The organism is Pseudomonas sp. DWRC2-2 (assembly GCF_049897885.1).
Taxonomy (GTDB): domain Bacteria; phylum Pseudomonadota; class Gammaproteobacteria; order Pseudomonadales; family Pseudomonadaceae; genus Aquipseudomonas; species Aquipseudomonas azotoformans_A.
Genome location: NZ_JAFCXD010000002.1, coordinates 1,417,052 through 1,429,159, shown reverse-complemented (window position 1 = coordinate 1,429,159; position 12,108 = coordinate 1,417,052). Strand labels below are relative to the sequence as shown.

Annotated in this window: 12 protein-coding genes; 8 read left to right on the top strand and 4 right to left on the bottom strand. The window is 60.2% G+C overall.

The features are described 5' to 3' along the window. Positions 1-451: 451 nt before the first annotated feature. The 4 genes from rhtA to ACP7EW_RS15240 all read left to right on the top strand — a co-directional run bounded on the left by rhtA (position 452) and on the right by ACP7EW_RS15240 (position 3,255). A complete protein-coding gene (gene rhtA, locus ACP7EW_RS15255) occupies positions 452-1,339 on the top strand; it encodes a threonine/homoserine exporter RhtA (protein WP_269133400.1) in 888 nt (295 codons plus the stop codon). 164 nt (positions 1,340-1,503) lie between these two features. Beyond that, on the top strand, positions 1,504-1,785 hold the full coding sequence (locus ACP7EW_RS15250) for a hypothetical protein (RefSeq protein ID WP_016980214.1): 282 nt from the start codon (positions 1,504-1,506) through the stop codon (positions 1,783-1,785). Between the two features lie 111 nt (positions 1,786-1,896). Next, positions 1,897-2,628, top strand: a complete 732-nt coding sequence (locus ACP7EW_RS15245; RefSeq protein WP_033900262.1) for an SDR family oxidoreductase — start codon at positions 1,897-1,899, stop codon at positions 2,626-2,628. A gap of 36 nt (positions 2,629-2,664) precedes the next feature. Beyond that, on the top strand, positions 2,665-3,255 hold the full coding sequence (locus tag ACP7EW_RS15240; protein ID WP_426218028.1) for a 2-hydroxychromene-2-carboxylate isomerase: 591 nt from the start codon (positions 2,665-2,667) through the stop codon (positions 3,253-3,255). On the opposite strand, the gene ACP7EW_RS15235 is transcribed toward ACP7EW_RS15240, so the two are convergent. After that, the gene (locus ACP7EW_RS15235) at positions 3,252-4,229 is read right to left on the bottom strand and encodes a zinc-dependent alcohol dehydrogenase family protein (protein ID WP_426218026.1); all 978 of its coding nucleotides are present in this window, start codon (positions 4,227-4,229) and stop codon (positions 3,252-3,254) included. The two genes, ACP7EW_RS15240 and ACP7EW_RS15235, sit on opposite strands and share 4 nt — an antisense overlap. 125 nt (positions 4,230-4,354) lie before the next feature. On the opposite strand from ACP7EW_RS15235, the gene ACP7EW_RS15230 reads away from it, so the two are divergent. After that, positions 4,355-5,263, top strand: a complete 909-nt coding sequence (locus tag ACP7EW_RS15230; RefSeq protein WP_426218024.1) for a LysR family transcriptional regulator — start codon at positions 4,355-4,357, stop codon at positions 5,261-5,263. Here ACP7EW_RS15230 and ACP7EW_RS15225 read toward each other — a convergent pair. The 3 genes from ACP7EW_RS15225 to ACP7EW_RS15215 all read right to left on the bottom strand — a co-directional run bounded on the left by ACP7EW_RS15225 (position 5,256) and on the right by ACP7EW_RS15215 (position 8,765). Continuing rightward, entirely contained in the window at positions 5,256-7,064 is a 1,809-nt protein-coding gene (locus tag ACP7EW_RS15225; RefSeq protein ID WP_426218022.1) for an aminopeptidase P family protein, read from the bottom strand. The two genes, ACP7EW_RS15230 and ACP7EW_RS15225, sit on opposite strands and share 8 nt — an antisense overlap. A gap of 37 nt (positions 7,065-7,101) precedes the next feature. Next, positions 7,102-8,262 (bottom strand): cysteine desulfurase family protein, encoded by a 1,161-nt coding sequence (locus ACP7EW_RS15220; protein ID WP_426218020.1) that lies wholly within the window; start codon positions 8,260-8,262, stop codon positions 7,102-7,104. A gap of 233 nt (positions 8,263-8,495) precedes the next feature. Continuing rightward, the gene (locus ACP7EW_RS15215) at positions 8,496-8,765 is read right to left on the bottom strand and encodes a hypothetical protein (protein ID WP_028615811.1); all 270 of its coding nucleotides are present in this window, start codon (positions 8,763-8,765) and stop codon (positions 8,496-8,498) included. 386 nt (positions 8,766-9,151) lie between these two features. On the opposite strand from ACP7EW_RS15215, the gene msuE reads away from it, so the two are divergent. From msuE to ACP7EW_RS15200, 3 genes are read left to right on the top strand one after another with little or no spacing between them, the layout of a single operon-like run. Further along, positions 9,152-9,715 carry an FMN reductase gene (msuE, locus tag ACP7EW_RS15210; protein WP_426218018.1) on the top strand — a complete coding sequence of 188 codons (564 nt, stop codon included), beginning with the start codon at positions 9,152-9,154 and terminating at the stop codon, positions 9,713-9,715. A 9-nt stretch (positions 9,716-9,724) separates the two neighbouring features. After that, positions 9,725-10,864: an FMNH2-dependent alkanesulfonate monooxygenase gene (ssuD, locus tag ACP7EW_RS15205; protein ID WP_038844880.1), complete on the top strand. Its 1,140-nt coding sequence runs from the start codon at positions 9,725-9,727 to the stop codon at positions 10,862-10,864. 56 nt (positions 10,865-10,920) lie between these two features. Further along, complete coding sequence (locus ACP7EW_RS15200) at positions 10,921-12,108, top strand: acyl-CoA dehydrogenase family protein (RefSeq protein WP_178952085.1); 1,188 nt, start codon at positions 10,921-10,923, stop codon at positions 12,106-12,108.

Here is a 12,108-nt window from a genome sequence, read left to right as displayed (position 1 = left end):
GGCGCGCATTCTACAGCAGCCTCATTTGCTGTCAAGTGATTATTTTCAGAAGCTTTCGAAGATTTCTTCAACAACTTCAACCACTTGCGCTTCCGATCTCTCGTCAGCGGGAGGCGAATTCTACAGCGTTACACGCTGCTGTCAACACCTCTTTTTCAACTTCCTTTTGGCTTCGATGAACTGAAGCAACCTGCTGCCGAAACCTACATAACTCATTGTTTACTAAGGAGTTTTCCGTTTCGACTGCGCCGGAAGTGGGCGAATTATAGACGTATGAAATCTGCCGTCAACCCTTGATTTGGTTTTTCTATCAAAGAAGCTGAAAACCTCAAGATTCGTCCGCTATAAACCCTTACCAAGGATAATTGAGCAATATATTGCTCAACCTCAAACAGTTAAGCATCATAGCGCCCACGCTTCTCTTAATATGACTTCGGACGAACACCCCCAAATGACCACCTCCTCCCGCAGCCTGGCCTCGACGTTGTTCCCAGTCGGCTTGCTGCTGATTGCCATGGCCTCCATCCAGTCCGGCGCCTCGCTGGCCAAGAGCATGTTCCCTATCGTCGGCGCACAAGGCACCACGGCACTGCGCCTGATTTTCGCCAGCGTGATCATGCTGCTTCTATTACGTCCATGGCGTGCCAAGTTGACGGCCAAATCCCTGCGCACCGTCATCGTTTATGGGATGGCCCTGGGCGGCATGAACTTCCTCTTCTATATGTCCTTGCGCAGCGTACCTCTGGGGATTGCGGTGGCCCTGGAGTTCACCGGCCCGCTTGCCGTGGCTATCTATGCCTCTCGGCGCGCGGTCGACTTCCTGTGGATTGCCCTGGCAATCATCGGCTTGCTCCTACTTATCCCGATGGGCGAAGCGAGCAGCGGTATCGATCTACTGGGTGCGGGCTACGCCTTGGGTGCCGGGGTCTGCTGGGCGCTCTACATTCTGTATGGCCAGAAAGCCGGTAATGACAACGGCGTGCAGACCGCCGCCCTCGGCGTAATGATCGCCGCCTTGTTTGTTGCCCCTATCGGCATCGTGCATGCGGGCAGCGCATTGCTGACGCCCGCCCTGATCCCGGTCGCCATCGGTGTCGCCATTCTGTCCACCGCCCTGCCCTACACCCTGGAAATGGTCGCACTGACACGCCTCCCCGCCCGTACCTTCGGCACGCTCATGAGCATCGAACCGGCGTTTGGCGCCCTCTCCGGCCTGCTGTTCCTGCACGAACACCTGTCACTCGCGCAATGGCTGGCAATCACGTGCATCATCCTGGCCTCCGTAGGCGCTACCGTGACAATGCGCAGCGAGTCAAAGCCGCTGGTTCCAGCGGATTGAAGGCTGTTTGAATGTAGCTCTGGCATTTGGCGCTCATTTAGGCCATGTTTAAGCCGTAAACGAATGTCATTCATGGAGAATTTCGACAAGGACAGCGCGAACGCTACACCCGAGAGCGAGTAGAGCCAGCCTCTAGCATTGCGAGGCGGCTATTAAGGATAGGAATGAAGCGAATTTTGATACTGTTAATGGTCATGGCGATTGCCGGTTGTGCCGCGACCACCAAAACAGAAGTGAAACGTGGTAAAAAAGGGCTGCATATCAACTGTTCCGGCCTGTCTTCTTCCTGGGACCAGTGCTACACCAGTGCAACGAACTCTTGCGGCGCCAAGGGCTATCGGGTTATCGCAAAGTCCGGTGACAATTCCGAGGAACCTGGGGACTACCCTTTCGGCCTCAACCCTGCCGGCTACACCAGTCGAAGCATGATCGTCATCTGCAAGTAATCGCTCGAGCAGTCATCCCCTGACTGCTCTCATTAAATTCCAGCGATAAACCCAGCCCTTTGCGGCGCTGCGACTAGACTCCTGCTCGACCATTGAGCCAAGGGAGTTCCCATGACGCACAACAAGAAAATCGTATTGGTAGTGGGTGCCGGTGATGCAACGGGCGGCGCCATTGCCAAGCGCTTTGCCCGTGAAGGCTACGTGGCGTGTGTCACCCGCCGCAGCGCCGATAAATTGCAGCCGCTGGTAGACAGCATCCACGCGGCAGGCGGTGAAGCCCATGGCTTTGCCTGCGATGCACGTAAAGAAGAAGACGTCATTGCGCTGATCGAGCAGATCGAAACCGAGCTGGGTCCGATTGAAGCCTTCGTGTTCAACATCGGCGCCAACGTGCCGTGCAGCATCCTGGAAGAAACCGCGCGCAAGTATTTCAAGATCTGGGAGATGGCTTGCTTCTCCGGCTTCCTGAATGCCCGCGAAGTCGCTAAACGCATGGTCACGCGCAATCGAGGCACCATTTTGTTCACGGGTGCCACCGCAGGATTGCGCGGCGCTGCAGGGTTTGCCGCCTTCGCCGGCGCCAAACACGGTATCCGGGCGCTCGCGCAAAGCATGGCCAGGGAACTCGGGCCCAGAAACATCCACGTTGCCCATGTGGTGGTCGACGGCGCCATCGACACCGACTTCATTCGCGACAATTTCCCGCAGAAATACGCGCTGAAGGACCAGGACGGCATCCTCAACCCCGAGCATATCGCCGATAACTATTGGTACCTGCACAGCCAGCCACGCGACGCCTGGACGTTCGAACTGGACCTGCGCCCCTGGAATGAACCCTGGTAAGCACGCCCCCACAATAATAAGCAGCGAGCATCGACGATGAGTAAAACCCTGGAATTCTTCTTTGACCTCGGCAGCCCCGCCACCTACCTGGCCTACACCCAGCTCCCCGCACTGTGCGCCTCAACCGGTACGCAGCTGATTTACAAGCCCATGCTGTTGGGAGGCGTGTTCAAGGCCACGGGCAACGCCTCTCCCATCACCGTGCCCGCCAAAGGTCGCTACATGTTCGATGACCTGGCGCGCTATGCACGTCGCTACAACGTACCGCTCACGTTCAACCCGCACTTTCCCATCAATACCCTGCTGTTGATGCGGGCCGTCACCGGCATTCAATTGCGCCAACCCCAGCGCTTCGATGACTTTGTGGATTGCCTGTTCCGCGCCCTCTGGGTTGATGGCCGTCATTTGGGAGACCCCACTGTTGTTGCTGCCGTGCTGACCGAACACGGTTTTAGTCCCGAAGAGGTTCTGACCCTGGCCAACGACGAAGCGGTAAAGACCGCCCTCAAGGACAACACCGTTCAAGCCGTTCAACGGGGCGTGTTCGGTGCGCCCAGCCTGTTTGTAGGCAACCAGCTGTTCTTTGGTCAGGACCGTCTGGATTTTGTGCGCGAAGCCCTGAGTTAGATCTCGATCGCCAAGCGCCCTTGCGCGCCGCTTGCGAGCAGATCGTAGGCGGCGTTCGCACTGTGCAAATCGAATGAACGCCCATCCATGGTCGGCTTGAGTTTACCTGCATCAATCAACCGCGCCGCCTCGGCTAGAATCTGCCCGTGGTGCTCACGCCCCTTGCCGGTCAGCAACGGCAATAAGGTAAACACGCCCGAGTAGGTTGCCCCACGAAAAGACAGCGGTGCCAGGCTGTGTTGCCCCCATCCCAGGCAACTCACTACATGACCGTGATAGGTCTTGGCGGCTCGAAAGGATGCATCCAGCGTTTCGCCGCCGACGGTGTCATACACAATGTCGAAGCCTTCGCCCGCGGTGTACTGCGCGACGTACTCCTCGACCGTCAGCTGCTGATAGTCGATAAATGTCGCACCCAGCGCCTCAATCACCGCGCGATGCTTGGCGGATCCCGTGGCGTATACCTGCGCTCCGTGGGCAATCGCCAGTTGTACTGCGACATGCCCTACACCGCCCGCGCCGCCTTGGATCAGTACTTTGTGCCCGGAGCCGACATGCGCCCGGTCCACCAAGCCCTCCCACGCGGTGATCAGCACCAGCGGCAACACCGCTGCTTCACGCATGCTCAAGGCCTCGGGCTTCTTCGCCAGCAAACGGGCATCGACGGCTGCGTATTCGGCCAACGAGCCCTGTGCGCCACCGATACCGGTCGCCAACCCATAGACCTTATCGCCTACGTACCAATCACTGACCTCTGGGCCGGCTGCTTCCACGGTGCCTGCCAGGTCCATGCCGAGCACCGCCGGTAATGGCTGCCGGGCGTGGGCAGCCTGGCCGGCGCGGATTTTCCCGTCCAATGGATTAAGGCCACTGGCGCTGATTCTGACCAACACTTGGCCAGCGCCGGCTACCGGTTTAGGAATTGTCGTCAGCCGAAACGGCGCATCTACGGCATCCACTATCAAAGCGTGCATATCAGTCATGTCGGCGATCTCGCGTCATCGAAGAGTGAAGTCAATGATCCGCCAGCCAATTCATGCCGATAAGACACCAAAAGACTATAGTGCTTATGCGCAAGAAGAATGAATTGGAAGCCCCCATGGACAAACTCAACGCAATGGCGATTTTCGTTCGCGTGATCGAACGCGGCAGCTTCTCCGCCGTCGCCCGGGAAATGCAGACCACCCAACCCACCATCAGCAAAGTCCTGCGCGCCCTGGAAACCGAACTGGGCGGCAAGCTGATTGCCCGCAGTACGCGCCAACTGTCCCTGACCGACGAAGGTCTGCGCTACTACAGCCACTGTCGCGAAATCCTCGCCGCCGTGGACGCTGCCGAACACAGCTTCCAGACCGGCAAAGAGGCGATCGCCGGCTCCCTGCGCGTGGGCTCATCGGTGAGTTTCGGCCGCCTGCAGATTGCTTCACGCTTGAGCGATTTCCTGCAGAAATACCCTGACGTACAAGTAGACCTGCAACTCAATGATCACCTGCAGGACATGGTCAGCGAAGGCCTGGACGTGACCCTGCGAATCGGTGAACTGCGCGACAGCGGCTTGATCGCCAGGCAGATCGGCACCACACACCGCGTCACCCTGGCCAGTCCCGTCTACCTGGCCAAACATCCCGCACCGAAAACCCCGCAGGATCTCAGCCAGCACAACTGCTTGCTGTTCAACCTGCTCAGCAGCCAGAACCAGTGGGCTTATGAAAAGAATGGCACGCGACACAGCGTGCGCATTGCCGGCAACGCCCAGAGCAATAACTCAGAGGCGGTGCGGGAAATGGTGTTGACGGGGCTTGGCATTGCGCTTTCGCCCCTTTGGTTGTTCCATGACGATTTGAAAGCTGGCCGCGTGGTCGCGCTGTTGCAGGACTACACGCCGCAATCACTGCCGATCCATGCGGTGTCGGCGCCCAATCGCCGCCAGTCGGCCCGGGTCAAGGCATTCGTCGACTATATGGCCGACGCCCTGGCCCAGGCCCCCGAATTGCAGGCGATCAAATAGCCGCAGTGCGTACCTGCAACCATTCAAGTGCGGCACCGTCGAGCAACGGACTCAGACGCTCACGCACCTCGGCGTGATAGGCGTTGAACCACTCACGCTCGTCTACCGTGAGCAGCGACGGCTCCAGGCAACGCGTGTCGATCGGGCACAGGGTCAAGGTTTCGAACTTGAGGAACTCGCCGAACTCAGTCTTGCCGGCTTCGCGGTTCAGCACCAGGTTCTCGATACGCACGCCCCAGCGCCCCGGACGGTAAGTGCCCGGCTCGATGGAGGTGATCATCCCCGGCTGCATCGCCGTTTGCGGCGCAGTGGCCGCTTGATAGGCAATCACTTGCGGACCTTCATGCACATTGAGGAAATAGCCTACGCCGTGCCCGGTACCGTGGCCGTAGTCCACGCCTTCGGCCCAGATAGGCGCGCGGGCAATGGCGTCCAGCAGCGGTGACAGGATGCCTTTCGGGAAATGCGCACGGGACAAGGCAATCACGCCCTTGAGCACACGGGTGCAGTCGCGTTTCTGTTCCTCGCTCGGCGTACCGATTGGCACCATCCGCGTGATATCCGTGGTGCCGCCGAGGTACTGGCCGCCCGAATCGATCAGCAGCAGGCCATCGCCTTCAATCACTGCGTGCTCTTCTTCAGTGGCGTGGTAGTGCGGCATCGCACCATTGGCGTTATACGCCGCGATGGTGTTGAAGCTCAGCGACACATAACCGGGGCGACGGGTGCGCGCAGCGGTCAGGTGTTCGTCGATGGTCAGTTCGGTGATACGTTCGCGCCCCAGCGCACTGTCCAGCCAGGCGAAGAATTCGCACAACGCCGCGCCGTCCTGCTCCATGGCCTGGCGGATGTGTTCCGCGTCGGCCAGGCTCTTGCGCGACTTGGCCAAGGTGGTCGGGTTGAGTCCTTCGACCAGCTTGACGCCGGCATCAAGGTTTTCCAGCAAGCCCGCGGTAACGCGCGCCGGGTCGACCTGCACACTGGTGCCCGCCGGCACCGTACGCAAGGCATCCGCCACTTCGCTGTAGTCGCGCAGCGTCACGCCATCCTGTTCCAGCACTGCCCGCAGCTCGGCATCGACTTTGCTCAGCGCCACGAACAACGTGGCCTGCTGTTGATTGATCAGCGCAAAGGACACAAAGACCGGGTTGAACGACACATCACCGCCGCGCAGGTTGAACAGCCAGGCGATGTCGTCCAGGGTCGCGATGAAGTGCCAGTCGGCGCCCTTCTCCTTCAGGGCAGCGCGCAGCGAGGCGAGTTTCTCACCCCGGCTGACGGTGGCCTGAGGCGGCAGGTGCTGATAGATCGGCTGGTTCGGCAGTGTCGGACGGTCTTGCCAGACTTCATCCAGCAGGTCGATATCGGTACGCAATTGTGCACCGCGCTCCGCCAACTTGCCGCCCAGGGTCCGCGCCGAGGCCACGGCCATGACCGCACCGTCCACCGCGACAACGCCACCTTCCGGCGTCTGCTCGGCCAGCCACTCCAGCGGTCCGGGTTGGCCTGGCTGCAGTTTCACCAATTCGATGCCGCTGCCCTTGAGTTCCTTGGTCGCCTGTTCCCAGTAACGGCTATCGGCCCACACGCCGGCGAAATCCGCAGTGACAATCAGCGTCCCCACCGAACCATGAAACCCCGACAACCATTGTCGCCCCTGCCAGTAACCCGGCAAGTACTCGGACAAGTGCGGGTCGGCCGACGGCACCAGCAGGGCGTGTATGCCCTCGCGGCTCATCAGTTCACGGGTGTGCGCCAGGCGCTGGGGAACCGTTCCATGGGTCAAAGGCTGCGTACTCATTGTGTCTCCTGCTAACCACGAATAATTATTATGTGAATCAGACCGCCCAGAACGCCGGTGCACTGGCCAGGGCGGCCTTGATCAATTGCACCGCCTGGTCGATATCCTGCTCGGTGGTAAACCGGCCCAGGCTCAAGCGAATGGTACGGCCGGCGCTGCGTGCATCATGGCCCAACGCCAGGAGCACATGGGACGGCGCGTTACTCGCCGAATTGCAGGCCGAGGTCGCGGAAAACGCGATCCCCGCACTCAACGCAGCGGCGTTGAATTCGCCTTCGCCAAACGTGAGGCTCAGGGTATGTGGAATACGTTGTGTCGCGCTGCCATTGAGACGCACGCCGGCCACCGATTCCAACTGATCCAGCAAGCGCTGACGCAAGGCGACGATCACCGCCTTTTCTTCAGCAAAAGACGCCGCCGCCAAGGCAAACGCGGTGCCCATGCCGGCAATCTGATGGGTCGCCAGGGTACCGGAGCGCAGGCCGCCTTCGTGACCACCGCCGTGGATCTGCGCCAACACCTTCTGCTGCGCCCGACGGCCGACATACAACGCGCCAATTCCTTTGGGGCCATACAGCTTGTGGGCCGAAAACGACATCAAGTCCACCGGCCATTGCGCCAGGTCGATCGCTACCTTGCCCGCGCCCTGCGCCGCATCCACATGCAACAACGCGCCGTGATCACGCACTCGCGTGCCGATGGCGGGGATGTCGTTGAGAGTGCCCAGTTCGTTGTTCACCAGCATCAGCGAAACCAGGAACGTGTCTTCGCGCAAGGCTTCGCTGACGGCATCGGCGCTGATCAGCCCATCGGCATCCGGCACTAGGTAGGTGACGGCCACACCGGCTTCCTGCAGTTGCCGCGCGGTATCCAACGTAGCCTTGTGTTCGATCTGGCTGGTGATGATATGCCCACCCGTCACGCCCCGCGCCTGGGCCACGCCCTTGATTGCAAGGTTATTGGATTCGGTGGCGCCGGAAGTCCAGACAATTTGCTCAGGGTTGGCACCGACCAACTCGGCTACCTGGCGACGCGCCTGCTCGACCGTGTGCCGGGCCGCCTGGCCGAACGCATGGGAACTGGACGCGGGGTTACCGAAATTGGCATTGAAGCCCAGACACTCGACCATCACCTGGATGACCCGCTCATCCACCGGGGTGGTGGCGGCGTAGTCGAAATACAGCGGACGTTTATTCATGACGTTAAAAACTCGCAGAGCAGGTTCCCGAGAGCAGCGTCTCAGGGGCACGGACCGGGACAGAGGTTGTCAGGTTTAACCGATCGCATGCCATTAAAGAAGGACCACTTTATGAAAATGTGCGTAGGAACGCTCCTGAAATTCAGCTTAACAGGCTGAAGTCGCACCATGGAAAACAAAAAGCCCGAGGTTCCTCAGGGGAATCCTCGGGCTTTTTGCCGCTAGGCGCGGGATCAACTGGGACGACCATGCAGGGTCACGCTGCGTTCGGCGTTCATTTCGCCCTGGCGATCAAAACCGAAAGGCTTCTGTGGCTGGCCGGTCAGTGCGGCGCGCTGCTGTTGATATTCATCAAACGACAAACCACGACGGCTCAACGCTTCCAGGGCCAACTGTTTGGTTTCTTCCGCCGTGTAGGGGCGCAATTCAGGTGAAGGATGGGTCGCACATCCGGCAAGGACTGAGCTGACAATCAATAAGGAAACAGCGAGGAATCGGTTCATGGCGGCGGCCCTGCAAAGGAGGTTTCGAGTCAATGAACACAGGCTACTCCCGGCCCCGCACGGTGAAAAATCACCTGCCTTGATAGTCGCTATCAACCGCCAAGGCACCTGCGATAGCGGTATTCTTATATTTCTTTATAATCTATAAATATGGAAATACGTTCATTTACGGAATAAATGCAACCCTCTATAACTGACGCTACATCGCGTCAGTACTGTTGCCCACGCAACTGTTGCCAGCGCAACAGCCAATCAACAAATCACCAGCCAGACAACAGCGACACTTTTCGGCAGTGAGCTTGCAACCCACGCCAATCAAGGTCTGCGCCCGTTGGTATAGCTCTTGCTCACCAGGTTGCACTCCACTGTTGAAAAAGGAACTGTTCATGACCCGTCCCCTGAATGTCGTTGCCCTCTCTGGCGGAACCTGGCGCCCGTCACGCACCCTCGTGCTGACCCAAGCAGTGCTCGCCGAACTGGCCACGTTGCTGCCGATCCAGACCACCCTGATCGAACTGGGCGAGATTGCCCGGCCTCTTGGAGGTGCACTGTCCCGTGACGAACTGCCGGCAGATGTCGAATCCCAACTGTTGGCCATCGAACAGGCCGACCTGCTGATCGTCGCCGCGCCGGTCTATCGGGGCTCCTACCCCGGCCTGCTCAAGCATCTGTTCGACCTGATCGGCCTCAACGCCTTGATCAATACGCCGGTACTGCTCGCCGCCACTGGCGGCAGCGAACGTCATGCGCTGGTGCTCGATCACCAACTGCGCCCGCTGTTCAGTTTTTTCCAGGCATTGACCTTGCCGATCGGTGTGTACGCCACCGAAGCCGACTTCACCGACTACCAAATCACCAGTGAACTACTAAAAGCCCGTATTCAACTGGCGGCAGAACGCGCTGCGCCTTTGTTTGCAGCGCACTCCTCCTCTCTGCTGAAAATCGCTTAAGGATTGGTCATGGATGTTTTCTGGTTTCTGCCAACACATGGCGACGGCCATTACCTGGGCACCACCCAAGGCGCACGGCCGGTCACCCTCAATTATCTGAAACAAGTCGCCCAAGCGGCTGACAGCCTGGGTTACCACGGCGTGCTGATTCCTACCGGACGCTCGTGCGAAGACTCCTGGGTCATTGCCTCGGCGCTGGTGCCGCTGACCGAACGCCTGCGTTACCTGGTGGCGATTCGTCCGGGGATCATTTCGCCGACGGTCTCGGCACGCATGGCGGCGACCCTGGATCGCCTGTCCAACGGCCGCTTGCTGATCAACGTGGTGACCGGCGGCGACCCCGATGAAAACCGTGGCGACGGCAGCTTCCTCGACCACAGTGAACGTTACGAAGTCTCCGATGAATTCCTACAGATCTGGCGCCGTGTATTGCAGGGCGAATCGGTAGATTTTGAAGGCAAGCACCTGCGAGTGCAGAACGCCAAGGCTCTTTACCCACCGGTGCAGAAGCCTTATCCGCCGCTGTATTTTGGCGGATCCTCCGACGCAGCCCACGACCTCGCCGCCGAACAGGTCGATGTGTACCTGACCTGGGGCGAACCGCCGGCCGCCGTCGCGGAAAAACTCGCGGATGTGCGTGAACGCGCCGCACGGCACGGGCGCACCGTGAAGTTCGGCATTCGCCTGCATGTGATCGTGCGTGAAACCGAAGAGGACGCCTGGAAAGCCGCCGACAAACTGATCGAACACATCAGCGACGAAACCATCGCCGCCGCGCAAAAATCCTTCTCGCGCTTCGACTCCGAAGGCCAGCGCCGCATGGCCGCCCTGCACGACGGGCGCCGCGACAACCTGGAAATCGCCCCCAACCTGTGGGCCGGCGTCGGCCTGGTGCGCGGCGGTGCCGGCACTGCACTGGTGGGCAACCCGCAACAAGTCGCCGAGCGCATCAAGGAATACGCGGATTTGGGGATCGAGAGTTTCATCTTCTCCGGCTACCCGCACCTGGAAGAGGCGTATCGCTTTGCCGAGCTGGTGTTCCCGCTGCTACCGGAACCCTACGCCAGCCTGGCCGGGCGTGGTGTCACCAACCTCACTGGCCCGTTCGGCGAAATGATTGCCAACGATGTACTGCCAGCCAAGGCCTGATGGGCTGAGCAGCGGGAACAGCCCTGGCCGCTCCCGCCTATAAAAGAGGAAACCCCGTGACAGCCAAACCCCACAGCGTCCTGCCCTCCCCCTTGCAGACCGCCAAACTGCTGGCCGCCGAATTCGCCCTTACCGCCGTCGAGCGCGACGAGCGCGGCGGCACGCCCAAAGCCGAACGTGACGCGCTGCGCCACAGCGGCCTGCTCGCCCTGAGCATTCCCACCCAATACGGCGGCCTTGGTGCACGCTGGAGCGAAACCCTGGGCATCGTGCGCGAGTTCGCCAAGGTCGACAGCTCCATCGCCCACGTCTTCGGTTTTCACCACCTGATGCTCGCCACCGTGCGCCTGTTTGCGCGCCCGGACCAATGGCAGCCCTGGTTTGAACAGACCGCACGCAAAAACTGGTTTTGGGGCAACGCCCTCAACCCGCTGGACACCCGCACCGTGGTCAAGGATTTCGGCGGCTGGCGCGAGTTCTCCGGCAAAAAGAGCTTCTGCTCCGGCGCCAGCGACTCGGAAATGCTGATCGCCTCGGCAGTCGATGAAACGGCCGGCGGCAAGCTGCTGATCGCCGCAATCCCCAGCGGGCGCAGTGGCATCACCTTGCACAATGACTGGAACAACATCGGCCAGCGTCAGACCGACAGCGGCAGCGCCAGCTTCGAACGCGTGCGCGTCGAAGAGTCCGAATTGCTGCTCGATCCCGGCCCACTGAGCACGCCTTTTGCCTGCCTGCGTCCGCTGATTGCCCAGCTGACCTTCACGCATATGTTTCTCGGGATTGCCGAAGGCGCCTTCGAAGAAGCCCGCAATTACACCCTGACCGAAACCCGCGCCTGGCATAAGTCCTCGGCTGAAGACGTGCGCCAAGACCCTTACGTGCTGCATCACTACGGTGAGTTCTGGGTCGCCCTGGAAGGTATTCGCCTGCTGGTGGAGCGCGCCGCCGAGTTGCTCGACCAAGCCTGGGCCAAGGGTGCGAACCTCAGTGAATCCGAGCGTGGCCAATTGGCTATCGCCATCGCCACCGCCAAAGTCGCCGCCACCCGCCAGGGCCTGGACCTGTGCAGCCGGTTGTTCGAAGTGACCGGCGCGCGCTCCACCCACGCCTCGCTGCGTCTGGACCGTCACTGGCGCAACCTGCGTACGCAGACCCTGCACGATCCGGTGGACTACAAACTCCACGAACTGGGGGATTGGGCGTTGAACCAATCCCTGCCGATTCCTACGTTCTATTCCTAA

Coding starts and splice junctions, on each gene's coding strand:
- ACP7EW_RS15235 (WP_426218026.1), bottom strand. CDS start 4,229: ATGCACGCTTTGATAGTGGATGCCGTAGATGCGCCGTTTCGGCTGACG.
- ACP7EW_RS15215 (WP_028615811.1), bottom strand. CDS start 8,765: ATGAACCGATTCCTCGCTGTTTCCTTATTGATTGTCAGCTCAGTCCTT.
- msuE (WP_426218018.1), top strand. CDS start 9,152: ATGACCCGTCCCCTGAATGTCGTTGCCCTCTCTGGCGGAACCTGGCGC.
- ACP7EW_RS15225 (WP_426218022.1), bottom strand. CDS start 7,064: ATGAGTACGCAGCCTTTGACCCATGGAACGGTTCCCCAGCGCCTGGCG.
- rhtA (WP_269133400.1), top strand. CDS start 452: ATGACCACCTCCTCCCGCAGCCTGGCCTCGACGTTGTTCCCAGTCGGC.
- ACP7EW_RS15220 (WP_426218020.1), bottom strand. CDS start 8,262: ATGAATAAACGTCCGCTGTATTTCGACTACGCCGCCACCACCCCGGTG.
- ACP7EW_RS15250 (WP_016980214.1), top strand. CDS start 1,504: ATGAAGCGAATTTTGATACTGTTAATGGTCATGGCGATTGCCGGTTGT.
- ACP7EW_RS15230 (WP_426218024.1), top strand. CDS start 4,355: ATGGACAAACTCAACGCAATGGCGATTTTCGTTCGCGTGATCGAACGC.
- ssuD (WP_038844880.1), top strand. CDS start 9,725: ATGGATGTTTTCTGGTTTCTGCCAACACATGGCGACGGCCATTACCTG.
- ACP7EW_RS15240 (WP_426218028.1), top strand. CDS start 2,665: ATGAGTAAAACCCTGGAATTCTTCTTTGACCTCGGCAGCCCCGCCACC.
- ACP7EW_RS15245 (WP_033900262.1), top strand. CDS start 1,897: ATGACGCACAACAAGAAAATCGTATTGGTAGTGGGTGCCGGTGATGCA.